Source organism: Streptomyces sp. NPDC048001 (assembly GCF_043203115.1).
Lineage (GTDB): Bacteria > Actinomycetota > Actinomycetes > Streptomycetales > Streptomycetaceae > Streptomyces > Streptomyces sanyensis.
The window spans coordinates 22,055-45,448 of the sequence record NZ_JBIDBN010000006.1 but is presented as its reverse complement, the minus strand read 5'-3'; the positions used below and the strand labels follow the sequence as shown (position 1 = coordinate 45,448).

20 protein-coding genes and 5 tRNA genes are annotated in these 23,394 nt (G+C 73.6%); 16 read left to right on the top strand and 9 right to left on the bottom strand.

Annotated features, from left to right (window positions below; all coding sequences use genetic code 11):
• The first annotated feature begins 86 nt into the window (after nucleotides 1-86).
• Both purF and purM read left to right on the top strand, forming a co-directional pair.
• Nucleotides 87-1,613 carry an amidophosphoribosyltransferase gene (gene purF / locus ACGF15_RS12465; RefSeq protein ID WP_345616294.1) on the top strand — a complete coding sequence of 509 codons (1,527 nt, stop codon included), beginning with the start codon at nucleotides 87-89 and terminating at the stop codon, nucleotides 1,611-1,613.
• Between the two features lie 34 nt (nucleotides 1,614-1,647).
• Entirely contained in the window at nucleotides 1,648-2,715 is a 1,068-nt protein-coding gene (gene purM, locus ACGF15_RS12460) for a phosphoribosylformylglycinamidine cyclo-ligase (protein ID WP_392798363.1), read from the top strand.
• Nucleotides 2,716-2,882: 167 nt separating this feature from the next.
• On the opposite strand, the gene ACGF15_RS12455 is transcribed toward purM, so the two are convergent.
• Together ACGF15_RS12455 and ACGF15_RS12450 are read right to left on the bottom strand one after the other, a co-directional pair.
• The gene (locus ACGF15_RS12455) at nucleotides 2,883-3,146 is read right to left on the bottom strand and encodes a DUF3073 domain-containing protein (protein ID WP_345616296.1); all 264 of its coding nucleotides are present in this window, start codon (nucleotides 3,144-3,146) and stop codon (nucleotides 2,883-2,885) included.
• Nucleotides 3,147-3,427: 281 nt separating this feature from the next.
• Nucleotides 3,428-4,510 (bottom strand): Glu/Leu/Phe/Val dehydrogenase dimerization domain-containing protein, encoded by a 1,083-nt coding sequence (locus ACGF15_RS12450; protein WP_345616297.1) that lies wholly within the window; start codon nucleotides 4,508-4,510, stop codon nucleotides 3,428-3,430.
• Between the two features lie 153 nt (nucleotides 4,511-4,663).
• On the opposite strand from ACGF15_RS12450, the gene ACGF15_RS12445 reads away from it, so the two are divergent.
• Both ACGF15_RS12445 and bldC read left to right on the top strand, forming a co-directional pair.
• Nucleotides 4,664-5,494 carry a hypothetical protein gene (locus ACGF15_RS12445; RefSeq protein WP_345616298.1) on the top strand — a complete coding sequence of 277 codons (831 nt, stop codon included), beginning with the start codon at nucleotides 4,664-4,666 and terminating at the stop codon, nucleotides 5,492-5,494.
• A 466-nt stretch (nucleotides 5,495-5,960) separates the two neighbouring features.
• Nucleotides 5,961-6,167, top strand: a complete 207-nt coding sequence (gene bldC / locus ACGF15_RS12440) for a developmental transcriptional regulator BldC (RefSeq protein ID WP_003949541.1) — start codon at nucleotides 5,961-5,963, stop codon at nucleotides 6,165-6,167.
• A 378-nt stretch (nucleotides 6,168-6,545) separates the two neighbouring features.
• On the opposite strand, the gene ACGF15_RS12435 is transcribed toward bldC, so the two are convergent.
• The 3 genes from ACGF15_RS12435 to hrpA all read right to left on the bottom strand — a co-directional run bounded on the left by ACGF15_RS12435 (nucleotide 6,546) and on the right by hrpA (nucleotide 11,221).
• The gene (locus ACGF15_RS12435) at nucleotides 6,546-6,857 is read right to left on the bottom strand and encodes a DUF6274 family protein (RefSeq protein WP_345616299.1); all 312 of its coding nucleotides are present in this window, start codon (nucleotides 6,855-6,857) and stop codon (nucleotides 6,546-6,548) included.
• A 245-nt stretch (nucleotides 6,858-7,102) separates the two neighbouring features.
• Nucleotides 7,103-7,177 (bottom strand) — tRNA-Asp (locus tag ACGF15_RS12430).
• A gap of 90 nt (nucleotides 7,178-7,267) precedes the next feature.
• Complete coding sequence (gene hrpA, locus ACGF15_RS12425) at nucleotides 7,268-11,221, bottom strand: ATP-dependent RNA helicase HrpA (RefSeq protein ID WP_392798358.1); 3,954 nt, start codon at nucleotides 11,219-11,221, stop codon at nucleotides 7,268-7,270.
• Between the two features lie 148 nt (nucleotides 11,222-11,369).
• Here hrpA and ACGF15_RS12420 point away from each other — a divergent pair, with 148 nt between their 5' ends.
• The 3 genes from ACGF15_RS12420 to ACGF15_RS12410 all read left to right on the top strand — a co-directional run bounded on the left by ACGF15_RS12420 (nucleotide 11,370) and on the right by ACGF15_RS12410 (nucleotide 13,710).
• The gene (locus ACGF15_RS12420) at nucleotides 11,370-11,888 is read left to right on the top strand and encodes a hypothetical protein (protein ID WP_392798355.1); all 519 of its coding nucleotides are present in this window, start codon (nucleotides 11,370-11,372) and stop codon (nucleotides 11,886-11,888) included.
• A gap of 240 nt (nucleotides 11,889-12,128) precedes the next feature.
• Nucleotides 12,129-12,857, top strand: a complete 729-nt coding sequence (locus tag ACGF15_RS12415; protein WP_345616302.1) for a thioredoxin domain-containing protein — start codon at nucleotides 12,129-12,131, stop codon at nucleotides 12,855-12,857.
• 4 nt (nucleotides 12,858-12,861) lie between these two features.
• Nucleotides 12,862-13,710, top strand: coding sequence for a cytochrome c biogenesis CcdA family protein (locus tag ACGF15_RS12410; RefSeq protein WP_345616303.1), 849 nt, complete (start codon nucleotides 12,862-12,864; stop codon nucleotides 13,708-13,710).
• Between the two features lie 161 nt (nucleotides 13,711-13,871).
• On the opposite strand, the gene ACGF15_RS12405 is transcribed toward ACGF15_RS12410, so the two are convergent.
• The 4 genes from ACGF15_RS12405 to ACGF15_RS12390 form a co-directional block, all read right to left on the bottom strand.
• Nucleotides 13,872-13,945, bottom strand: a tRNA-Phe gene (locus ACGF15_RS12405).
• Nucleotides 13,946-13,967: 22 nt separating this feature from the next.
• A tRNA-Asp gene (locus tag ACGF15_RS12400) sits at nucleotides 13,968-14,042 on the bottom strand.
• Between the two features lie 39 nt (nucleotides 14,043-14,081).
• Nucleotides 14,082-14,154, bottom strand: a tRNA-Glu gene (locus ACGF15_RS12395).
• Nucleotides 14,155-14,234: 80 nt separating this feature from the next.
• Complete coding sequence (locus ACGF15_RS12390) at nucleotides 14,235-15,830, bottom strand: metallophosphoesterase (RefSeq protein ID WP_392798351.1); 1,596 nt, start codon at nucleotides 15,828-15,830, stop codon at nucleotides 14,235-14,237.
• 76 nt (nucleotides 15,831-15,906) lie between these two features.
• On the opposite strand from ACGF15_RS12390, the gene ACGF15_RS12385 reads away from it, so the two are divergent.
• The 9 genes from ACGF15_RS12385 to nsrR all read left to right on the top strand — a co-directional run bounded on the left by ACGF15_RS12385 (nucleotide 15,907) and on the right by nsrR (nucleotide 23,349).
• Nucleotides 15,907-16,257 (top strand): metallopeptidase family protein, encoded by a 351-nt coding sequence (locus tag ACGF15_RS12385; RefSeq protein ID WP_345616304.1) that lies wholly within the window; start codon nucleotides 15,907-15,909, stop codon nucleotides 16,255-16,257.
• Nucleotides 16,254-16,781, top strand: a complete 528-nt coding sequence (locus ACGF15_RS12380) for a fluoride efflux transporter FluC (protein ID WP_392798348.1) — start codon at nucleotides 16,254-16,256, stop codon at nucleotides 16,779-16,781. Before ACGF15_RS12385 ends, ACGF15_RS12380 begins: the two co-directional genes overlap by 4 nt.
• Before the next feature lie 103 nt (nucleotides 16,782-16,884).
• Nucleotides 16,885-17,247, top strand: a complete 363-nt coding sequence (locus tag ACGF15_RS12375) for a CrcB family protein (RefSeq protein ID WP_345616306.1) — start codon at nucleotides 16,885-16,887, stop codon at nucleotides 17,245-17,247.
• 171 nt (nucleotides 17,248-17,418) lie between these two features.
• Entirely contained in the window at nucleotides 17,419-18,057 is a 639-nt protein-coding gene (locus tag ACGF15_RS12370; RefSeq protein WP_345616307.1) for a hypothetical protein, read from the top strand.
• Between the two features lie 242 nt (nucleotides 18,058-18,299).
• On the top strand, nucleotides 18,300-20,390 hold the full coding sequence (locus ACGF15_RS12365) for a DEAD/DEAH box helicase (RefSeq protein ID WP_392798343.1): 2,091 nt from the start codon (nucleotides 18,300-18,302) through the stop codon (nucleotides 20,388-20,390).
• 175 nt (nucleotides 20,391-20,565) lie between these two features.
• Nucleotides 20,566-20,638 (top strand) — tRNA-Lys (locus ACGF15_RS12360).
• Nucleotides 20,639-20,987: 349 nt separating this feature from the next.
• On the top strand, nucleotides 20,988-22,256 hold the full coding sequence (locus tag ACGF15_RS12355) for a bifunctional GNAT family N-acetyltransferase/ATP-binding protein (RefSeq protein WP_345616309.1): 1,269 nt from the start codon (nucleotides 20,988-20,990) through the stop codon (nucleotides 22,254-22,256).
• 37 nt (nucleotides 22,257-22,293) lie between these two features.
• Nucleotides 22,294-22,710 (top strand): nuclear transport factor 2 family protein, encoded by a 417-nt coding sequence (locus ACGF15_RS12350; RefSeq protein WP_362610009.1) that lies wholly within the window; start codon nucleotides 22,294-22,296, stop codon nucleotides 22,708-22,710.
• Between the two features lie 168 nt (nucleotides 22,711-22,878).
• Complete coding sequence (nsrR, locus tag ACGF15_RS12345) at nucleotides 22,879-23,349, top strand: nitric oxide-sensing transcriptional repressor NsrR (RefSeq protein WP_392798339.1); 471 nt, start codon at nucleotides 22,879-22,881, stop codon at nucleotides 23,347-23,349.
• Nucleotides 23,350-23,394 lie beyond the last annotated feature (45 nt).

The following is a 23,394-nucleotide window of genomic DNA, read 5'->3' as shown; positions in this document are numbered from 1 at the left end:
TCGGGGCGCCTTTCGCGGCCCCCGGGAGCGGGTGCGCGGCCATCCCCAATTCGGACCAGTGGTCGATCTCGCCTACACTCGGTGGCGTGCCACGTGGTGACGGACGACTCAACCACGACCTGCTCCCCGGAGAGAAGGGCCCCCAGGACGCCTGCGGCGTCTTCGGTGTCTGGGCTCCGGGCGAAGAGGTCGCCAAGCTCACTTACTTCGGGCTCTACGCCCTCCAGCATCGAGGCCAGGAATCCGCGGGAATCGCGGTCAGCAACGGCTCTCAGATCCTCGTCTTCAAGGACATGGGCCTTGTGTCCCAGGTCTTCGACGAGACCTCCCTCGGCTCCCTGAGCGGTCATATCGCGGTCGGACACGCCCGCTACTCGACCACCGGCGCCTCCGTGTGGGAGAACGCCCAGCCGACCTTCCGGGCCACCGCCCACGGGTCGATCGCGCTGGGTCACAACGGCAACCTGGTCAACACCGCGCAGCTGGCCGAGATGGTCGCCGACCTCCCCAAGGAGAACGGCCGCGCCACCCAGGTCGCCGCGACCAACGACACGGACCTGGTCACCGCCCTGCTGGCGGGCCAGGTCGACGAGGACGGCAAGCCGCTCACCGTGGAGGAGGCGGCCGCCCGGGTCCTCCCCGCGGTGAAGGGCGCCTTCTCGCTCGTCTTCATGGACGAGGGCACCCTGTACGCGGCCCGCGACCCGCAGGGCATCCGCCCGCTGGTCCTCGGCCGTCTGGAGCGCGGCTGGGTCGTCGCCTCCGAGTCGGCCGCCCTCGACATCTGCGGCGCCAGCTTCGTCCGCGAGGTCGAGCCCGGCGAGATGATCGCGATCGACGAGAACGGCATCCGGACCTCTCGCTTCGCAGATGCGAAGCCCAAGGGCTGTGTCTTCGAGTATGTGTACCTGGCCCGTCCCGACACGGACATCGCCGGCCGGAACGTGTACCTCTCGCGGGTCGAAATGGGCCGGAAACTCGCCGCGGAAGCCCCCGCCGAGGCCGACCTCGTCATAGCGACGCCGGAGTCCGGCACGCCCGCGGCCATCGGCTACGCCGAGGCCAGCGGTATCCCGTACGGCTCCGGACTGGTGAAGAACGCCTACGTCGGGCGCACCTTCATCCAGCCCTCCCAGACCATCCGGCAGCTCGGCATCCGGCTGAAGCTGAACCCCCTGAAGGAAGTCATCAAGGGCAAGCGCCTGGTCGTGGTGGACGACTCGATCGTCCGCGGCAACACCCAGCGCGCCCTGGTCAAGATGCTGCGCGAGGCCGGCGCCGCCGAGGTCCACATCCGGATCTCGTCCCCGCCGGTGAAGTGGCCCTGCTTTTTCGGCATCGACTTCGCCACCCGGGCGGAGCTGATCGCCAACGGCATGACGATCGACGAGATCGGCACCTCGCTCGGCGCCGACTCCCTCGCGTACATCTCCATCGACGGCATGATCGACGCGACCACGATCGACAAGCCCCAGCTGTGCCGCGCGTGCTTCGACGGCGAGTACCCCATGGAGCTGCCGGACCCGGAGCTGCTCGGCAAGCAGCTGCTGGAGACGGAGCTGGCCGCCGGGCCCGCGGCCACCGCGGCCGCCGACGCGCTCCGCCGCCCGTAACACCCCGCAGTAACGACACGAAAGCTCTGAAGCCATGTCTCAGACCACCGGTGCCAGCTATGCCGAGGCAGGTGTCGACATCGAAGCGGGCGACCGCGCCGTCGAGCTGATGAAGGAGTGGGTGAAGAAGACGCAGCGCCCCGAGGTCCTCGGCGGCCTCGGCGGCTTCGCCGGCCTCTTCGACGCGTCCGCCCTCAAGCGCTACGAGCGCCCGCTGCTGGCCTCGGCCACCGACGGGGTCGGCACGAAGGTCGACATCGCCCGCCAGATGGGCGTCTACGACACGATCGGCCACGACCTGGTCGCCATGGTCATGGACGACATCGTCGTCTGCGGTGCCGAGCCGCTGTTCATGACCGACTACATCTGCGTCGGCAAGGTCCACCCCGAGCGGGTCGCCGCCATCGTCAAGGGCATCGCGGAGGGCTGCGTGCTCGCCGGGACCGCCCTCGTCGGCGGGGAGACCGCGGAGCACCCGGGGCTGCTCGGCCCCGACGACTTCGACGTGGCCGGCGCGGGGACCGGTGTCGTGGAGGCGGACCGGCTGCTCGGGCCGGACCGCATCCGTACGGGTGACACGGTCATCGCGATGGCCTCCTCCGGCCTTCACTCGAACGGGTACTCGCTCGTCCGCCACGTGCTGTTCGACCGGGCCGGGATGTCCCTGGACCAGCAGGTCGAGGAGCTGGGGCGCACGCTGGGCGAGGAGCTGCTGGAGCCCACCCGGATCTACTCGCTGGACTGCCTGGCGATGACCCGCACCACCGAGGTGCACGCCTTCAGCCACATCACCGGGGGCGGGCTCGCGGCCAACCTCGCGCGGGTGGTCCCCGACGGGCTCCACGCGGTGGTCGACCGTTCCACCTGGACCCCGGGTCCGGTCTTCGACCTCGTCGGCACGGCCGGCCGGGTCGAGCGGCTGGAGCTCGAGAAGACGCTCAACATGGGCGTCGGCATGATGGCCGTGGTCCCGGAGTCCTCCGTCGAGGTGGCCCTGGCCACGCTGGCCGACCGGGGTGTGGACGCCTGGGTCGCCGGTGAGATCGTCGACCGCGGCGACCGCACCACCGGTGCGGAGCTGACCGGGTCGTACGCCGGCTAGCCCGCGGCGACGGCCGGTGACCTGCGCGTGAGCGCGACCTCGGGCACGACGGAGAGGCGGCTGCCCTCAGGGGGCGGCCGCCCGGCCGGACGACACGGTCGCCGAACAGTACGCAAGCGCACAGAACCCGGTCCGGGCACAGGCCGGACCGGGTCGGTGGATGGGCGTCAAGCGCCGCGGCGTTGCGACGCGGGACCGGACTCCTCGTCCTCGTCGCCGTCGTCGTTGTACATGTCGGCGTACCGCGCGTACGGGTCGTCTTCCTCGTCGTCGTCCTCGAACGGCTCGCCGTTCGGCGGCTGGCTCGAGATATGACCCGAAGTCGATGCGCCCAGCTCGTTGGCCAGACGTGCGAGGTCCGTCCCGCCGCTGTTGTACTTCAGCTGGCGGGCGACCTTCGTCTGCTTGGCCTTGGCCCGGCCGCGCCCCATGGCTCGACCCCCTCGGTGACGGGGCTCGACGGCCCCAGAGTCTTGACACGCGTTCATGATGCGGAACGGGCTCTCCTCGGAGAGCTCGGCCCGTAGGGCTTCAACGGTACCTGCTTCCGCGGCCATACGGTACGCCGCCCGCATGAGGTGCCACTTCGCACGACCCCCGAGGCGCCCCGTCCTCGCTGGTCAACTGCGATTTTAACCTCTTCCGGGCACACGACCCGCCGTCCGGGGTGAGTCTTCTCTCCCCCCGGGCGGGCGGGCCGTGCGCCCAGGGCTCAGCCCTGCCGGGCCTCCGCCATGCGCTGCTCGGCGATCCGGTCGGCCGCGGCGGCCGGCGGGATCCCGTCCTCCTTCGCACGTGCGAATATCGCCAGCGTGGTGTCGAAGATCCTGGCGGCCTGGATCTTGCACCGGTCGAAGTCGAACCCGTTCAGTTCGTCCGCCACCTGGATGACGCCGCCGGCGTTCACCACGTAGTCCGGGGCGTAGAGGATGCCCCGGTCGGCCAGGTCCTTCTCGACGCCCTGGTGGGCCAGCTGGTTGTTGGCCGCGCCGCAGACGACGCTGGCCGTCAGCACCGGCACGGTGTCGTCGTTCAGCGCGCCGCCCAGCGCGCAGGGTGCGTAGACGTCCAGGCCCTCGGTGCGGATCAGCGTCTCGGTGTCCGCCACCGCGGTGACCTCGGGGTGGGCCTCGACGATCCGCCTGACCGACTCCTCGCGCACATCCGTGATCACGACCTCGGCACGCTCCTCCAGCAGGTGCTGCACCAGGTAGTGGCCGACCTTGCCGACGCCGACGACGCCGACCTTGCGGCCGCGCAGCGAGGGGTCCCCCCACAGGTGCTGGGCCGAGGCCCGCATGCCCTGGTACACGCCGAAGGCGGTGAGCACGGAGGAGTCGCCCGCGCCGCCGTTCTCGGGGGAGCGGCCGGTCACCCAGCGGCTCCCGCGGGCGACCACGTCCATGTCCGCGACGAAGGTGCCGACATCGCAGGCGGTGACGTAGCGGCCGCCGAGGGAGTCCACGAAGCGGCCGTAGGCGAGCAGCAGGTCCTCGGACTTGATCTGCTCGGGGTCGCCGATGATCACGGCCTTCCCGCCGCCGTGGCGGAGGCCGGCCATGGCGTTCTTGTAGGACATCCCGCGCGCGAGGTTGAGCGCGTCGGCGACGGCGTCCTCCTCGGAGGCGTACGGGTAGAAGCGCGTGCCGCCGAGGGCGGGGCCCAGGGCGGTGGAGTGGATGGCGATGACGGCCCTGAGGCCCGTGGCGCGGTCCTGGCAGAGCACGACCTGCTCGTGCCCTCCCTGCTCGGATCGGAACAGGGTGTGCAGGACGCCGTCGGTCACATCGGTCACGGTGGTGACTCCCAAGTACGAAGCGGCGGGGGGAGGACCTTCCAGGGGTGGGGGAAGGTCCGTGTGGGCAGAGAGTATGTCCTACGCGCGCGTAGGTGGGCACCGAGCGCCGGAACACCCTCCGGGAGGGTGTCGGCGTGGAAGGATTCCGCTATGCCAGCGCAGTCCTCGGTCCTCGTTCCGTACGCGGCCTACTTGCGGGTCTACGAGCCGCTCGCGGCCTTCCCGGAGCCGGAGCGGTCCTACTGGGCGCGCTACGCGCGGCGCGGCGACGGCCCCACGGCGCAGGACGAACTGCGCCGCTCGCTGGCGGACTTGCTGGCCACCCCGCCGGTGGCCGTCCCCGTCCACGAGAGCCCGGACGCCTTCGTCGCCGAGGTCGACGGAGTGCTCTGCGTCTGCCCCTGGCGGACCCGGCTGCGCGGGTGGCTGGCGCTGGCGGAGCTCCCGGGCGTGCTCCCCGCGGCGCTGCTGGACGCGGTGCTGCCCCCGGTGGTGCGCGAGCAGGCCGCGGCCGATTTCGAGAAGTGGCGGGCGGGCAACCCGGACGCGCGCCCGTGGATGAGGACCGCGCTGTGGGCGGTGCCGGTCGGCTGGTTCGTGCTCTTCTCCGACGGGGAGCGCGTCCACCGCCCCGAGGAGCCCGCGCTGCGCTACCGGACGCCGATGGTCCAGGCCCGGCGGCGGCTGGCGCGGGCGCTGCGCACGGTCCGCGAGGCGATCGGCGAGGGGCCGCTGACCGAGATGCTGGTGGACGTGGGGCGCTGGCTGGAGGAGTTCCATCCGCGCTCGCTGGTGGAGCTGGACTACGGCGGGCTGGTGCACGCGCTGGGAGCGGCGGAGCTCGCGGAGGACCACTCGGCGCGCGATGCGGCGGAGGGGCTGGCCGCGCTGGGCGCCGGCGACCGGGAGGGCGCGGGCGAGGCGTACCGGAGGCTGACCGAGCGCTGGCGCGCCGTGAGGCACCGTCAGTTCGCGAACTGATCCGGCTGGTGGCCGGGGCTCGGGACCTGGGTCCCGAGTCGGGCGTTTGCCTCAAGCGTGATGGACGGCACTAACCGCTCCCTTGCGCCCATCACCTCCCCTCGTGTCAAAATAGGACAAGGAGTCCGGGGAGGGTTCCTTCCGCCCGGTTACGGGCGGATTGCTCTGCATTGCACGCTATGGGGGGTCTGACGACTCCTGATCGCTCTGTGACTGATCGTTACTGTGACGTGACTGTCCGTTATGGCATGGTCCATCGGGCTTCGGCCGCTGATGGACACCTGAGAGGGCAATTCCATCGGTTTGGCCGACGTGGCTGGACAGATGGTGTAGTTGTAGTGCCGAGGACAAGCCGTTCGTCCTATAACCGACTCGGCCTGCGTCCGCCATTTCGGGCAACGCGGGTCAAGGTGCAGAATTTAGAGGAATGAACCGAGAAGGTTCGGTTCTCCCGAGGAGGCCGCTCATGACCGCTCGCACCCCTGATGCCGAGCCGCTGCTGACCCCGGCTGAGGTTGCCACGATGTTCCGCGTGGACCCGAAGACGGTCACCCGCTGGGCGAAGGCGGGCAAGCTCACGTCCATCCGCACGCTCGGTGGACATCGCCGATACCGCGAGGCCGAGGTCCGTGCACTGCTGGCGGGCATTCCGCAGCAGCGCAGCGAGGCCTGAACACCCCGTTTCACCGGGCGTTCCAGGGGCCCCCACCTCTGAGCGACCCACACCTTGATACATCCGGCGCCCGCCTGCCCCAACAGGTGTGCGCCGTTGATCGCGCCGGACTCCGCCGAGTCCGGCGCGATCTTGTTGTGCCCGCGGGCGGCGCCGGAGGGGCGCACCCCGGGCCGCGGACCTCTTCGCGGGTGACATCGCTGTCGCGTCGACGGGGGTGTCGGAGGTCAGTGCAATGGCACGCATTAAATGGTGGAGTTGTAGGGAGGGGTTAAATATGAGGGTTCCCGAAACCCCTTCCGTGACTCCCGTCACAGTGCCTGCCTCTTGTCAAACTCCAGCCTGCCACTGAAAGAGCAGTGGCGCGGCGGGCGTTGGTCACTCGCCCGCGGGACTTTCGGTCCCGCCGTCCGGGGCCTGGCGGCCCTCCCGTGCGGGGCGCGCGACGCGCTCCCGGGGCGGCGCCTGCTCCGCCGGCCCCCCGGAGGGCCCCGGGAGGCCCCCTGCGGCGCTCTCCGGCTCACCGGGGGGCGGCGCCTCCGCCTCGCGGTCGGCGCGCTCCAGGGCGAGGCGCAGCAGGTGGTGGCAGACGGGGCAGTTCTTCGTGAGGTGGCGGTACCCCGAGGAGGCCGCCAGATGGGCGCGCAGCAGCGCCCGTGTCTCGTAACGCCGCGCGGTGGACGCCGCCATGCACGTCACCTCCGGGAGTGTGCCGCCCAAGGGCCCTGGCAACGGAGTACCCGCGGCGCGGCGGACCGTCAACCCTCCCCGCAGGGATGCGGACAGGCGAGCGGCGCCCCGGCGCGACGGGAGCGATACGCGGGGCGCGGGAGGCGGCCGGGGAGGGCGGTGCGCGGTGCGGGCGGGAGTTCGCCGTACCCCGGGCCGGGCATGCCGAAGGCCCGCACCGATACGGTACGGGCCTTCAGATGATGCGGTCCTGACGGGATTTGAACCCGCGGCCTCCACCTTGACAGGGTGGCGAGCACTCCAAACTGCTCCACAGGACCAGGTTTCGCAGCCGCTGTTCCCCTGGCTGCGAGAGAGACTGTACAGCAGGTCTGCTGGTCAGGTCGAACTCACGGTGAGCGACGCCCCCGTCACGGGACGAGGCCGTCGATGGCCTTCACGATGCGCTTGTCCGAGACGGGGTACGCGGTCCCCAGGGCATGGGCGAAGTAGCTCACCCGCAGCTCCTCGATCATCCAGCGGACGTCCCGCGCGGCCCGGGGGACCGGCCGCCCCTCGGGGAACTGCTCCAGCAGCCAGGCGAACTCGTCCTGCATCTCGTGGACCTTCTCCATGCGCGTGGTGTCACGCTGGACGGAGGTGGGCATCTGCTGGAGCCTGCGGTCCGCGGCGACCAGATAGCGCATCAGGTCGGGCAGCCGCACGAGCCCCGTCCGGGTCACGAAGCCGTCGGGCATCAGCGCGGCCAGCTGCCGCTGCACGTCCTGGACGTTCGGCAGCAGCGTCGGGCTGGTGGTGGCCTTCAGCCGCCGCTCGCACGCCTGCCAGGCGGCGAGGACCTGCTGGACCTGGTCGACGGTGCGCACCGTCAGGTCGACGAGATCGGCGCGGACCTTGTCGAAGAGGGCCCGATACGCCGACTCGTCCCACACCGGCCCGCCGTGGTCGGCGATCAGCCGGTCGGCCGCCGCCGTGGCGCAGTCCTCGAAGAGCGCCTGCACGGAGCCGTGGGGGTTGCGCGAGAGCGCCAGCTTCTGCTGGTTCGTGAGCCGGTCCGAGGCGAACTTCGCCGGGCTGACGGGGATGTTGAGCATGATCAGCCGACGGGTGCCCCGCCACATGGCCTCGGCCTGCTCCGCCTCGCTGTCGAAGAGCCGCACGGCCACGGACTCCCCCTCGTCGACCAGCGCCGGGTACGCCTTGACCGGCTGGCCCGCCCGGCGGGTCTCGAAGACCCTCTCCAGGGTGCCGACCGTCCAGTCCTTCAGCCCGCTGCGCTCCAGGGAGCGGCCGTCGGGCCGGGCCGAGGCCGCAGCCTTGGACAGCGCCTGGCGGGCCTTGGGCCGCAGTGCGCGGCGCAGCGCCTCCAGGTCCTTGTCCTCGGCCAGCTTCCGCCGCCGCTCGTCCACGATCCGGAAGGTGACCTTGAGGTGGTCCGGGACCCGGGAGAGGTCGAAGTCGTCCGCCGAGACGGGCACCCCGACCGCCCGCTGGAGCTCCCGCGCCAGCACCGTGACCAGGGGCTCCTGCGAGGGGGCGGCCCGGTCGAGGAAGGCCGCGGCATGGTTGGGGGCGGGGACGTAGTGCCGGCGCACCGGCTTGGGCAGGGAGCGGATCAACTCGGTGACGACCTCGGTCCGCAGGCCCGGGATCTGCCAGTCGAAGCCCTCCCCGGTCACCTGGTTGAGCACCTGGAGCGGGATGTGCACGGTCACGCCGTCGGCGTCCGCGCCGGGCTCGAACTGGTACGTCACCCGGAACGACAGCCGCCCCTGGCGCCAGGTGTCCGGGTAGTCGTCCTTGGTGACCGAACCCGCCTTCTCGTTGATGAGCATCTCGCGCTCGAAGTCGAGCAGCTCGGGCTGCTCGCGGTGCTTGTGCTTCCACCAGGAGTCGAAGTGGGCACCGGAGACGACGTGCTCGGGCACCCGCTGGTCGTAGAAGTCGAACAGCGTCTCGTCGTCCACCAGGATGTCGCGGCGGCGGGCCCGGTGCTCCAGGTCCTCGACCTCGGTCAGCAGCCGGCGGTTGTCGGCGAAGAACTTGTGGTGGGTGCGCCAGTCGCCCTCGACGAGCGCGTTGCGGATGAACAGGTCGCGCGAGGTCTCGGGGTCGATGCGCCCGTAGTTGACCTTGCGCTGCGCGACGATCGGCACGCCGTAGAGCGTGACCTTCTCGTACGCCATGACCGCCGCCGCGTCCTTCTCCCAGTGCGGTTCGCTGTACGTCCGCTTCACCAGGTGCTGCGCCAGGGGCTCGATCCACTCGGGCTCGACCCGGGCGTTCACCCGCGCCCACAGCCGGGAGGTCTCCACGAGCTCCGCGGACATCACGAACCGGGGCGGCTTCCGGAACAGCGCCGAGCCGGGGAAGATCGCGAACTTGGCGCCGCGGGCGCCCAGGTACTCGTTCCGGCCCCCGCCGCCCCGGCCGGCCGGCTCCTTGCCGGTCTCCTTCACGTCCTTCAGGCCGATGTGGGAGAGGAGCCCGGCCAGCAGCGAGACGTGCACCGCCTGCTCGGGAGCGTCCTGCTCGTCGAGGTGGATCCCCATCTGCTTCGCCACCGTGCGCAGCTGGGCGTAGATGTCCTGCCACTCCCGGATGCGCAGGAAGTTGAGGTACTCCTGCTTGCACATCCGGCGGAAGCTGGAGGAGCCCCGCTCCTTCTGCTGCTCGCGCACATAGCGCCAGAGGTTCAGGTACGCGAGGAAGTCGCTGGTCTCGTCCTTGAAGCGGGCGTGCTGCTGGTCCGCCTGGGCCTGCTTCTCGGCGGGGCGCTCGCGCGGGTCCTGGATGGACAGCGCGGCCGCGATGACCATCACCTCGCGGACGCAGCCGTTCCTGTCGGCCTCCAGCACCATGCGCGCCAGCCGGGGGTCGACCGGCAGCTGGGCCAGCCGGCGCCCCAGCGGGGTGAGGCGCTTGCGCGGGTCCTTCTCCGCCGGGTCGAGCGCACCGAGCTCCTGCAGCAGCTGCACGCCGTCGCGGATGTTGCGGTGGTCCGGCGGGTCGATGAAGGGGAACCTCTCGATGTCCCCCAGCCCGGCGGCGGTCATCTGCAGGATCACGGAGGCCAGGTTGGTGCGCAGGATCTCGGCGTCGGTGAACTCGGGGCGGGCGAGGAAGTCGTCCTCGGAGTACAGCCGGATGCAGATGCCGTCCGAGGTGCGGCCGCAGCGGCCCTTGCGCTGGTTGGCGCTGGCCTGGCTGACGGGCTCGATCGGGAGCCGCTGGACCTTGGTGCGGTGGCTGTAGCGGGAGATGCGGGCGGTGCCCGGGTCGATCACGTACTTGATGCCGGGGACGGTCAGAGAGGTCTCGGCGACGTTGGTCGCGAGCACGATCCGGCGGCCGGTGTGCGGCTGGAAGACCCGGTGCTGCTCCGCGTGGGAGAGGCGGGCGTAGAGCGGCAGCACCTCGGTGAAGCGGTGGTTCTTCTTGTTGAGCGCGTCCGCCGTGTCCCGGATCTCCCGCTCACCGGAGAGGAAGACCAGGATGTCGCCCTTGCCCTCGCGCATCAGCTCCTCGACCGCGTCCGTGATCGCGGTGATCTGGTCGCGGTCGGCGTCCTGGGAGTCCTCCTCCAGCAGGGGCCGGTAGCGCACCTCCACCGGGTACGTGCGGCCGCTCACCTCCACGATCGGCGCGTCGCCGAAGTGGCGGGAGAAGCGCTCCGGGTCGATGGTCGCCGAGGTGATCACGACCTTGAGGTCGGGACGGCGGGGGAGGAGCTGGGCGAGGTAGCCGAGCAGGAAGTCGATGTTGAGCGAGCGTTCGTGGGCCTCGTCGATGATGATCGTGTCGTAGGCGCGCAGCTCGCGGTCGGTCTGGATCTCCGCGAGGAGGATGCCGTCCGTCATCAGCTTGACCAGGGTGTCGCCGCTCGCCTGGTCGGTGAAGCGGACCTTCCAGCCGACCGCCTCGCCGAGCGGGGTGTCCAGCTCCTCGGCCACGCGCTCGGCCACCGTCCGGGCGGCGATGCGGCGGGGCTGGGTGTGACCGATCATGCCCCGTACGCCGCGGCCGAGTTCCAGGCAGATCTTGGGGATCTGGGTCGTCTTGCCGGAGCCGGTCTCGCCCGCGACGATCACCACCTGGTGGTCCCGTATCGCGGTGAGGATCTCGTCCTTCCGCTGGCTGACCGGGAGCTGCTCGGGGTAGGTGATCTCCGGCATGCGCTCGGCGCGCCGCGCCGTCCGTGCCGCGGATTTCTCCGCCTCGGCGGCGATCTCGGCCAGCACGGCCTGCCGCGCCTCGGGCTTGCGGATGCGGCGGGCGCCCTCGAGACGACGGCCGAGCCGGTGGGCGTCGCGCAGGGACGCCCCGGCCAGCAGGGTCTGGAGGTCGGCGAAGGAAGTAGACATACGGAGTCCAGGATCGCACCCCCGCCGAAGCGGTGGCGAACCCATTTCGCCGCGGTCGCGAACCCGTACCGTCAGCGGGGCGACAGGGGTGGTGCAGTATGGAGCGCATCGTTCACGCTCCGCGCACCCGGTGGAAGGACTCCCGCACATGCTGATCGGCACCGGCTCCGGGCACCGCAGGGTGCCGGTCGCCGTCGGTCTGCTGCTGGGGCTGCTCCTCGGGCTGCTGGGCTGCGCGGCGGCGGGCGCGGGGCCGTCCGGCGGGGCGCCGGGCGCGAGCGGTGCCACCGGCTGGCCGCGCGGGGGCGTCGCGGTCTCCGCGGGCGCCGGGTGGTCCGGACACCTGCAGCCGGGCGCCGGAGCCGGGGGGACCTCGTACGCCTCCCTCCGGGCGCCCGCAGCGACCGCACCGCCCCCCGCCGCGCGGGACCCCCGGGCGGACGGCCCGGTGCCCGGCTGCCGCGGCGCCGCCTCCGACGACGGTGCCCGCCCCTCGGTACCGCCCCGCGGCGGCGGGTGCGAACTGCTCGCGGCCCTCCACCACGCCCCCGCCCCGCCCGGCGGCGCGGCCCTGCGGGACGCGCTCTCGCCTCTGCCCTCTCCGCTGCGTGCCCCGCCCCCGACCGAGGCCCCCTCCCCGGTCGGGCTCTCCGTGCTGCGGGTCTAGGACCCGGCCGACCCGTCCGCCCGGTACGAGGGCGGTCCTGCGCTGTCCGGGCGCACGGACCGCAGGCCGCCTGCCCCGCCCACCGGGCGGTCGGCGGCCCTGCCGGGCCCACCCCGGGACGGTCCGGTCCGGCCGCGGCGCACACCCGTGCCGCGCCCGGAGCCGCCGCCTCAGCCCGCCGCCGGGAAGGACACCGTCCGGCCCCGGCCCCTGCACCCACACCCGCACAGGAGTTCCCCCATGCCGTCCGACCGTCCCTCCGCCCCCTCCCGCGCCCCGCTCGCCATCGGCGCGGGCGTGCTGGCCGCCGCCGTGCTGCTCGGCTGGGCCTCGTACACGGCGACCAAGCCGGAGGGCTCCGGCGCCGGCACCTCCGCCGCGTCTGCCGCGGAGACCCGCCCCCGCTCCGCCCTGGAGTCGGTCGCCCGCCGCGACGCGGACGACCCGCTCGCCGTGGGGCGGCACGACGCCCCGGTGGTCCTGGTCGAGTACGCAGACTTCCAGTGCGGCTACTGCGGGGTCTTCGCCCGCGACACCGAGCCGGAGCTGGTCCGCCGCTACGTCGAGGACGGGACGCTGCGCATCGAGTTCCGGAACTTCCCCATCTTCGGGGAGGAGTCCGAGGCCGCCGCCCGCGCGGCCTGGGCGGCCGGCCGGCAGGGCCGCTTCTGGGAGTTCCACGCGGCCGCCTACGCCGAGGACGCCGCCGGGGAGGGCTTCACCGCGGACCGGCTGCGCGCGCTGGCCGAGGAGGCGGGCGTGGCCGACCTCGACCGCTTCGCCCGCGACATGGACGGCGACAAGGCCCGGGGAGCCGTCGCCCGCGACCGGGCGGAGGGCTACAAGCTCGGTGTGGCCTCCACCCCGTCCTTCCTCGTCAACGGCTACCCCGTCTCCGGCGCGCAGCCCCTGGCGGTCTTCGCCGACGAGGTGGAGGAGGCCGCCCGGGCCGCGAAGGACAGGGGCTGAAGAGGTGTCCGACATCGGCTACCTGGCCGCCTTCCTCGGCGGTCTGCTCGCGCTGCTCAGCCCCTGCAGCGCGCTGCTGCTGCCGGCCTTCTTCGCCTACTCCGTCGATTCCACGGGCCGGCTGCTGGCCCGGACGGGCGTCTTCTACGCCGGCCTCGCCACCACCCTGGTCCCCCTCGGTGCGGCGGGCTCCTTCGCCGGACGCCTGTTCTACGGCCACCGCGAGCTGCTCGTGGCCCTCGGGGGCTGGCTGATCATCGCCCTGGGCGCGGCCCAGATCCTCGGCGCGGGCTTCGCCTCCCGGCGCCTGGCCGAGGTCTCCGGCCGGATCCGTCCCACGACCGCGCTGTCGGTCTACGCCCTCGGGCTGGTCTACGGGCTGGCCGGGTTCTGCGCCGGGCCGATCCTCGGCAGTGTGCTCACGGTGGCCGCGATCGGCGGCAGCCCCGTCTACGGCGGTCTCCTGCTGGCGGTGTACGCGCTCGGGATGGCCGTGCCGCTGTTCCTGCTGGCCCTGCTCTGGGACCGTTTCGACCTGGGGCGGCGACGCTGGCTGCGGGGCCGGGAGCTGCGCGCGGGGCGCCTCCGGCTGCACACCACCTCGCTGCTGTCGGGGTTCTTCTTCATGCTGCTGGGCACGATGTTCCTGGCCTTCGACGGAGCCACGGCGCTGCCGGGCGTGCTGTCGGCGGACGACTCCCTCGCCGTGGAGCGGTGGGCGTCCCGGATCGGCGGGGCGGTGCCCGACTGGGTGCTGCTGGTGCTGCTCGTGGCCGCCGTGGCGGTGCCGCTCGCGGTGCGCGGCCGCCGCGAGCGGCGATCCCGCCGGGGTGCACCGACCGGGGAGGTCTGACCGGAGCCCGCGGCCCGTCCCGCCCCGGCTTCCGGCCGGGGCGGGACGCGACCGGGTGGGCGGGGAGGGCGTGCGCCCCTCGCCGGGCGACGGCGGGGGCTGCTGCAGAGCGGGGGTTGTTACAGAGAAGGCCCCGATCCGGGGATCGGGGCCTTCGACTGTGGCTGGGGCCGGGGTCGAACCGGCGACCTATCGCTTTTCAGGCGATCGCTCGTACCAACTGAGCTACCCAGCCGCGGAGTTCTCACGAACTCCAGCGGTCCTGACGGGATTTGAACCCGCGGCCTCCACCTTGACAGGGTGGCGAGCACTCCAAACTGCTCCACAGGACCAAGCATGGTGCGAGAACGAGTCTCGCACACGGTGATGCGTGCCCCCAACGGGATTCGAACCCGTGCTACCGCCTTGAAAGGGCGGCGTCCTGGGCCACTAGACGATGAGGGCTAAGGGCCCGCCTGGGCGCTTCGCAGCGCGTCGGGGACGTGAGAAGCATATGGGATGCGGGGAGGTATCGCCAAAACGGTTTACGGAGCGGCCGGGGCGGAGGCGGGCGGGGCCGGCGGCAGCGGCTCCTCCGCTTCCACCAGATGCCGGCTGACCTCGGCCTTCGTCAGTCCCAGTCCGCCCAGGGTGATCTCGTCCCACGCCTGCAGCCGACGCTCGGAGCGGTCCAGGTAGAGCACCGAGGCCCGCACCTCCTCGGGATGCTCGTTCTGCACGGCGCGCAGACCGCCGCCGCCGGTGGACCCCTCGATCCTCAGCCGGGTGCCGTGCTCCAGCACCTCGGTGCGGCGGTGGTGCACATGGCCCGCCAGCACCAGGGGCACGGTGCCGTCGACCTCCGCCGCGGCGACCGGGTTGTGGGCGACGGCGATGTCCACGGGCGTGCCCGCCCGCTCCTGGTCGCGCAGGGCCGAGGCCAGCCGGATGCCCGCCATCCGCTCGGCCGGGTCGCCCGCCGCCGCGACCGACCGGTCCGGGGTGAACTGCGGATCGCCCGTGCCCGCGAGGCGCAGCCCCGCCACCGTCACCGCCCGGCCCTCGTCCAGGACGTGCACGTTCCTCATCCGGGACAGGTACGCCTGGGTCGTGCGCGAGTCGTGGTTGCCCCGCACCCAGACGTAGGGCGCACCGAGGCCGGACACGGGGTCGAGGAAGCCGTTCTCCGCCGCCGAGCCGTGGTCCATGGTGTCGCCCGAGTCGACGATCACGTCGATGCGGTACTGCCGCACCAGCGACCGGACGATGTGCCAGGCGGCCGGGTTGAGGTGGATGTCGGAGACGTGGAGCACCCGCAGGGTGTCGGGGTCCGGCCGGTACGCGGGCAGGGTGGAGGTGGCGTCGTAGAGCCGGGTCACGTTCGTGACCAGCCGCGCCAGCTCCTTCTGGTACACGTCGAAGTCGGTGACGATCGAGCGGGCGTCGCCGACCAGCGAGGGGGCGGACGTCAGCAGGCCGGAGTACCGGGGCTCCAGCACGGAGTCGGGGTTCCAGGTCGCCGCCGCCGACGCCGCGGAGGAGGCCAGCAGGGCGAGTGCCAGGCCGCCCGCGGCCAGGGCCCGCCGAGGGCGGCGGAAGACCACGAGCCCCAGCGCCGTCGCACCGGTCACCACCGCGGCACAGGAGCGGAAGGCCAGTTCGCGGGTGCCGTCGCGGATGTCCGCCGAGACCGCGTCGCCGAGTTCGGAGAAGAGCCCCGGGTCCTCCACCAGGGCCCCCGCCCGCGCCGGGTCCAGGCGGTCGACGTCCACGTCGAGCCGGACCGGGGCGTGGTGCGAGTCCAGCCGCAGGTCGCCGAGCGGAGCGACGTTGATCCTGGTGCCGCCGGTGAGGGAGGGACGCAGGGTCATGGTGGTGTCCACCGGTCCCACCGGTATGCGGACCTCGCCCACGACCAGCAGTCCGAGCCAGGCGCCGGCCAGCACCACCGCCGCCAGGGCCAGGGCGCGCGCCCACGGGTGCGGCGTGCGGCCGAGCCCTCCGCCGGACGTCCCGGCCGGCCGGGTGCGGCGCCACGGCGCCCGGAGCGGCCCGGGCCGGCGGCCGGCGCGGTGCGGTTCCGGTGCGCGGTCCGGGTCCGGGTCCGGTGCACGGTGCGGTTCCGGGGTTCGGCGGGCCATTGCCTGCGTATGCCCTCCGGGCCGCCGGGGCATTCCGGCCCGGTGCGCCGCGCCGGCGGTACGGGACAATGGCCGGGTGCTGGAGATGACGCGCGAGGAGTTCGAGGAACTGGTCGCCGAGGCCCTGGACCGGATCCCTCCGGAGCTGACGCGGCTGATGGACAACGTCGCCGTGTTCGTGGAGGACGAGCCGGCCCCCGACGACCCCGACCTGCTCGGTCTCTACGAGGGGACTCCGCTCACCGACCGCGGCGAGTGGTACGCAGGGGTCCTGCCGGACCGGATCACGATCTACCGCGGTCCGACGCTGCGCATGTGCGAGAGCCGGGAGGACGTGGTCGCCGAGACCGAGATCACCGTGGTGCACGAGATCGCCCACCACTTCGGGATCGACGACGCCCGGCTCCATGAACTGGGCTACGGATGAGGGGCGGACGCAAGGCGCCGCCGGACGCGACCGTCCCCCCGGAAGGCGGCGTCTGCCCGGCCTCGGCGGTCGACCCGGACGTCGACCTGCGGGTTCCCGCCCAGCGGGCCGAGCTGGCGGGACGTCACCGGTGGACGGTGCTCTCCGCGATCTCGCTCGGCGGGGCGGTCGGCGCGACGGCCCGCCATGCGGCCTCGGTGCTCTGGCCGGCCTCCGGCGGGGGCTTCCCCTGGGCCCTCCTCGTGGTCAACGCCGCCGGCTGCGCCCTGATCGGCGTGCTGATGGTGCTGGTGGGCGCCGGGGGCAGGGCGTCCCGCCCCCTGGTCCGGCCCTTCCTCGGCGTCGGCGTCCTCGGTGGCTTCACCACCTTCTCCACCTATGCCGCGGGGGTGGTGGACCTGCTGGAGCACGGCAGGGCGCTGCCCGCCGCCGGATACGCGGCGGGCACCGCGGCGGCGGCGCTCGGCGGGGTGTGGGCCGGTGCGTCCGCCACCCGGGCCTGCCTGGCGGGGGAGCGCTCGTGAGCGGGCCGGGGCGCCGCGCGCGCGCCGGGCGCCCGGGGCCGGGCGGGTCCGCCGCGGCACGCCCCGGGAGCAGGACGAGGGACGCGGACCGGGAGGGGACGGCATGACCTGGCTGCTGGTGGCCGCGGGGGCGGCCGCGGGCGCGCCGCTGCGGTATCTGACGGACCGTGCGGTGCAGTCGCGGCACACGTCCGCCTTCCCCTGGGGCACGTTCACCGCCAACGCGCTCGGCAGCCTGCTGCTCGGGCTGCTGGCCGGGGCGTCGGTCTCCTCGGGAGCGTACGCGCTGCTCGGCACGGGGCTGTGCGGGGCGCTCACCACGTACTCGACGTTCTCCTACGAGACCCTGCGGCTGGCCGAGCAGGGGCGGCACCTGACGGCGGCCGCCAATGTGGCGGCCTCGGTGGCGGTGGCGGTGGCGGCGGTGTACGCGGGCATGGAGACCGCACGCCTCCTCGCGGGCTGAGCGTGCCGTACGGGCCCTGAGGCGGTCGCGGGCCGGGCGGGGCGCGCCGGGGGCGGGGGCTCGACACGCACGGGGCGCCGCGGTGGGCGCGGCGGCCGTGTCCCCGGCGGGGTGCCGGTAGTTGGGCAGGGGGACCCGCGTCCGTCTTCCCCGCACCCCGGAGGTGCCCCCGTGCGCCATGCGCCCGCTCCCGGCCGGTCCACCGCCCTGCTCGCCGCCGTCTTCGCGGTCCTGGCCTCCGCGGGCTGCATGAGCGTGGGGCAGGACGAGGGCGCGCCACCCGCGCCGAGCACCTCCACCAGCGAGGGGCCCGACGAGGTGCAGGAGGCCGGCGCGGACCGCGGGGCCCCGGGCGGGCAGTTCCCGGCCGGGCACGGCGGGGGCCGGCCCGCGGTCGGCGACGGGGACGACCCCGCCGAGGACGGGGACGGCAAGGGCGGCGAGGACGGGGCGGACGAGGGCGAGGACGCCGCACCCGCGGAGGCGGGGGCGCCTCCCGGGCCGAGCGGCTCGCCGACGCGGGGCGCCTCGCCGCGCCCCGGCGGGGGGCAGGGCAAGCCGGACACCCACCCCTCCACGACGCCGCCCGGCCCCAGTGCCGAGCCGGGCACGCCGACGCCCGAGCCGCCGTCCGAGCCCCCGCAGGAGCCCGAACCCGAGCCCTCCGAGCCCGCGGAACCCACCGGGCAGCCGTCCGCCTCCTCGGCCCCCGAGGTCCACGGGAACGCGCTGCGCACCGTCGCGGACGGGGAACCGGAGGCCCGCTTCGGCCCGGAGCCCGCGGCCTCGCCCCAGGCAGGTCCCGTGTGACCGCCGTGCCGCTCACCCGCTCCTGAGGCCGGTGTAACCGGGCTCACGCCGAGGCGGTTTGCCTCGGCGGGGGGAGGGTGCGTATGGTAGTAGATCGTTTGATCCCATTGCCCGGCGCCGAAAAAGAAGCGCGCCGTGTGGCGCGTACTCTCCCTGACCGTGGCTGACCGCATCGAGGCGGTCGAATTGCGAATTCACGGAGTTTGGGCGCGTGCCGTAACTCCGGAAGGTTCGCATTTCGCATGTCCGAATTCTCGACCGATCACGCCGTCATGCCCGCTGACGCCGAGGCGCCCGCCGCCGAGCAGCCGTCCGCGGAGCCGCAGGTCACCTTCGCGGACCTCGGCCTCCCCGAGGGCGTGGTGCGCAAGCTCGCCCAGAACGGCGTGACCGTCCCGTTCCCGATCCAGGCGGCCACCATCCCGGACGCCCTGTCCGGCAAGGACATCCTCGGCCGCGGCCGCACCGGCTCCGGCAAGACCCTCTCCTTCGGCCTGCCGACGCTGGCGGCCCTGGCCGGCGGCCGCACCGAGAAGAAGCGCCCCCGCGCGGTGATCCTCACCCCCACCCGCGAGCTCGCCATGCAGGTGGCGGACGCGCTCCAGCCCTACGGCGACGTTCTCGGCCTGAAGATGAAGGTCGTCTGCGGCGGCACCTCCATGGGCAACCAGATCTACGCCCTGGAGCGCGGCGTCGACCTGCTGGTCGCCACCCCGGGCCGCCTGCGCGACGTCATCAACCGCGGCGCCTGCTCCCTGGAGGACGTGCGGGTCGCCGTCCTCGACGAGGCGGACCAGATGTCCGACCTGGGCTTCCTCCCCGAGGTCACCGAGCTGCTCGACCAGGTCCCGTCCGGCGGCCAGCGCATGCTGTTCTCCGCGACCATGGAGAACGAGATCTCCACCCTGGTGAAGCGCTACCTCACCGACCCGGTCAGCCACGAGGTCGACAGCGCCCAGGGCAACGTCACGACCATGACCCACCACGTCCTCGTGGTGAAGCCGAAGGACAAGGCGCCCGTCACGGCGGCGATCGCCGCGCGCGAGGGCCGCACCATCATCTTCGTCCGCACCCAGCTGGGCGCCGACCGCATCGCCGAGCAGCTCCGCGACGCCGGGGTGAAGGCCGACGCCCTGCACGGCGGCATGACCCAGGGCGCGCGCACCCGCACCCTCGCCGACTTCAAGGACGGCTACGTCAACGCGCTGGTCGCGACCGACGTCGCCGCGCGCGGCATCCACGTCGACGGCATCGACCTGGTGCTGAACGTGGACCCCGCCGGCGACCACAAGGACTACCTGCACCGCTCCGGCCGCACCGCGCGCGCCGGCAGGTCGGGCACCGTGGTCTCGCTCTCGCTTCCGCACCAGCGGCGCCAGATCTTCCGCCTGATGGAGGACGCGGGCGTCGACGCCTCGCGCCACATCGTGGGCGGCGCGGGCGCCTTCGACCCGGAGGTCGCGGAGATCACCGGCGCCCGGTCGCTCACCGAGGTGCAGGCCGACTCCGCCAACAACGCCGCCAAGCAGGCCGAGCGCGAGGTCGCCGAGCTGACCCGGCGTCTGGAGCAGGTCCAGCGCCGGGCCGCCGAACTCCGCGAGGAGGCCGACCGCCTGGTCGCGCGCGCCGCCCGCGAGCGCGGTGACGACCCGGAGGCCGCGATCGCCGAGGTGACCGAGGCCGCCGAGGCCGAGGTGGCGGCGTCCGTGCCGGAGCCGGCCGCCGAGCCCGTGCGCGAGGAGCGCGCCTCCTACGACCGGCGCGACGAGCGGGGCAACTTCGAGCGTCGCGACCGGGGCGGGTTCCGCCGGGACGACCGCGGTGGCGACCGCGGCGGCCGGTCCTTCGAGCGCCGTGACGACCGCGGTGGCGACCGCGGTGGCCGCTCCTTCGAGCGCCGTGACGACCGCGGTGACCGCGGCGGCCGCTCCTTCGACCGTGACCGGTCCTTCGAGCGCCGTGACGACCGCGGCGGCGACCGCGGTGGCCGCTCCTTCGACCGCGAGCGCTCGTTCGACCGTCGCGACGACCGCCCCTCGGGCGGGTTCCGCCGGGACGACCGCGGTGGCTTCGAGCGTCGCGACCGGGGCGGGTTCCGCCGGGACGACCGCGGCGGCCGCTCCTTCGAGCGCCGCGACGACCGTCCCTCGGGCCACCGCGGCAGCGACCGTCCCTACAACCGCGACCGTCGCGACGAGCGCCCCTCGGGCGGCTTCCGTTCGGGCGGCGACCGCCACGACCGCCCCTACGGCCGTCGTGACGACCACCGCGGCGCCGGCTCCTTCGGCGGCGGCCGCCGTGACGACAAGCCGCGCTGGAAGCGCAACGGCTGACGTCGTGTGACCTGACACCCCGGGCCCGCGGGCCGCTCCCGAGGAGCGGTTCGCGGGCCCGGGCCGTTTCCGGGACTCCCTCCCCGGGGCCGGTCGCGGCGGGACGCCCGGACGTGTCGGGATACCCGATCGGTTCCGGGCAGCTCTTTGGCTATGCTCAGGGGTGTCGTGTCGAGGGCCGTTAGCTCAATTGGCAGAGCAGCGGACTTTTAATCCGTTGGTTGTGGGTTCGAGTCCCACACGGCCTACCGGCAGCAGGCGAGGGGAAACCCCCGCACCTGCGGCAGAGCGCCCCGCGCGGTTCCCACCGCGCGGGGCGCTCCGCTGTTCCACGCCCTCCGCCGTTCCACGCCCTCTGCCGTTCCCGGCCCTCCGCCGCCCCTTCGCCGCCCTGGCCGGCATCCCCGGCTCGTGCCCGGCGGCGTCCGCCCGTCCGTGCGCGCATCCCCCGGCCGCCGGAGGCCCTGACGGCACCTCACCGCTCGGCGCCCTCCCTGCCCGCGGCCATCCGGCGCGGCGGGGCGTCGCCCGCGTCCGGTCGTCGGGGAGCCGGCCGCGGCCGACGATGGGAGTACGCCCGTCGACAGGGAGGCGATCATGACCGGCTGGCTCATCAGGGACTACGCCCAGGACGACCTGGAGGGGCTGATCCGGGTCGACGCCGAGAGCGGGACGACCGGGGAGCCGCCGCTCTTCCCGCTGTCCGACGCGGTGGCCGCCCTCCAGGGCGGGCACCCCGCGGTGGTGGCCGTGGCGGACGACGTGGTCGTGGGGGCGGCCGTGGGCCGGGTGGAGCACGACCGGGCGTGGATCCTGCGGATCGGCATGCTGCCCAGCTGGCGCCACATGGGCATGGGCAGTGCGCTGGTCACGGCCCTGGAGCACCGGTTCTTCGCGGGCGGGGTGCGCTCGGTGCACGTCGCGCTGCCGGAGGAGGAGACGGGCGCGGCCGCCCTGCGCAACTGCGGCTTCGAGGCGCGGTCCGGGCTGGTCGTCTTCGAGAAGCGGGGGCCGGTGACCCCGCGGGCGATCAGCATGCTCTCGGCGCTCGGCGCGGAGCTGCCTCCCGGGGGGCTGTGGGGGAAGGTCGCCGGGATGCAGCGGGAGAAGCGGCTGATCGAGCGGCGGCTGGTGCTGCCGCTCGCGCACCCGGAGATGGCGTCCCAGCACGGCGTCGAGCCGCCGCGCGCGGTGATGCTCTTCGGGCCGCCCGGGACGGGCAAGAGCACCTTCGCCCACGCCATCGCGAGCCGCCTCGGCTGGCCGTTCCTGGAGCTGTTCCCGGCGCGGCTGGCAGCCGAGTACGGACTGGCCGCCGGGCTGAGCCGGCGCTTCGACGAGATCGCGCAGCTCGACCACGTCCTGGTCTTCATCGACGAGGTGGAGGAGGTCGCCGCCGCGCGCAGCGGTGCGGACGCGACGGGGGTCGGCGTCGTCAACGAGCTGCTGAAGGCCATCGTGCGGTTCCGCAGCCAGGACGGGCGGCTGCTGGTCTGCGCCACCAACAGCGTCACCGCACTGGATCCGGCCTTCCTGCGCCACGGCCGCTTCGACTACGTCCTGCCCATCGGTCCGCCCGACGAGAGCGCCCGGTCGGCCCTGTGGGGGAGCTACCTGGCGCGCGCCGGGACCGAGGCGGACGTCTCCGCGCTCGCCGCCGCCAGCGAGGGCTTCACCCCCGCCGACATCGCCCATGTGGCGCGGATGGTCTCCCAGGCCCAGTTCGAGCGGACCTACGACACCGGGGCCCGCTCCCGGCCGACCACCGAGGACTACCTGGCCGCCATCCGCGAGACCCATCCCACGGTGAGCCGGGACATGGTGGCGGAGTTCGCGGAGCAGAGCGCGGTCTTCGCCCGCACCTGAACGGCGGCCCGGGCGCACCGCCCGGGACAATGGCGCGATGGAGGAGACGACAGGGGAGACGACAGGGGCCGGCCCCGGGGACGAGGCCGTGGCGCGGGCCGTCGCGGGGGAGCTGCGGCTGATGGAGCCCGCGGTGCGCGCCTCGCGCACCGCCGCGGCGGAGCTGCTGGATCCGGAGTTCGTCGAGGTGGGGGCCTCGGGCCGGCGGTGGACGTACGCCGGGATGCTCGACGCGCTGCCCCGGATGGCGGGCGCCGACGGGGAGGGGCCGCGCTACCGGCCGTCCACGATGGCCGGGGTGCTGCTGGCGCCGGGGCTGGTGCACCTCACCTACGAGACGGAGGCGGGCGGACGCCGGGTGCGGCGGAGCTCGCTGTGGCGGGCCGAGGGCGGTACCGGCCCCCTGCGGCTGCTGTACCACCAGGGCACGCCGGTTCCCGACGGCGCCGGGTGAGACCTGCCGGGCGGTCCGGCCGCGGGACGGGCGCCCCCGGGGGGCCGAGGCGGCCGGGCGGGGGTCGCCGTGCGGCGGAGGGTGCCGAGGGTTCGGGCCGCGGGGGCGTGCCTCGTCCAGCGGGACCCTGAATAGGAGTCTTGGATGCATGTTTGCTAGCGTCCTCGTATGCGGCTGACCAAGTTCACCGATCTCGCCCTCCGTGCCGTGATGCGGCTCGCCGTCGTGCGCGACGGCTCGCCCGTCTCGACCACCCGCGAGGTGGCCGAGGCGATGAACGTGCCGTACGCGCACATGGCGAAGGCGGTCGCCCGGCTCCAGCACCTCGGCGTGGTGGAGGCCCGGCGCGGGCGGGGCGGCGGTCTGGCGCTCAGCGCCCTCGGGCGGAGGGCCTCGGTCGGGTGGCTGGTCAGAGAGCTGGAGGGTGAGGGGGAGGTCGTCACCTGCGAGGGTGACGCCCCGTGTCCGCTGCGGGGCGCGTGCCGGCTGCGGCGGGCGCTGCGGGAGGCGCAGGAGGCGTTCTACGCCACGCTCGACCCGTTGACCGTCGAGGACGTCGTCGCCTCGCCCACGGGTCCGGTCCTGGTCGGCCTGACCGGGGTGCGGGGAGGGGAGGCCGGAACCCCCCGGCCCGGATGACCGGCCGGTGCGCGGTGGGGGTGCGCTCGATCTCCGCCCGCAAGC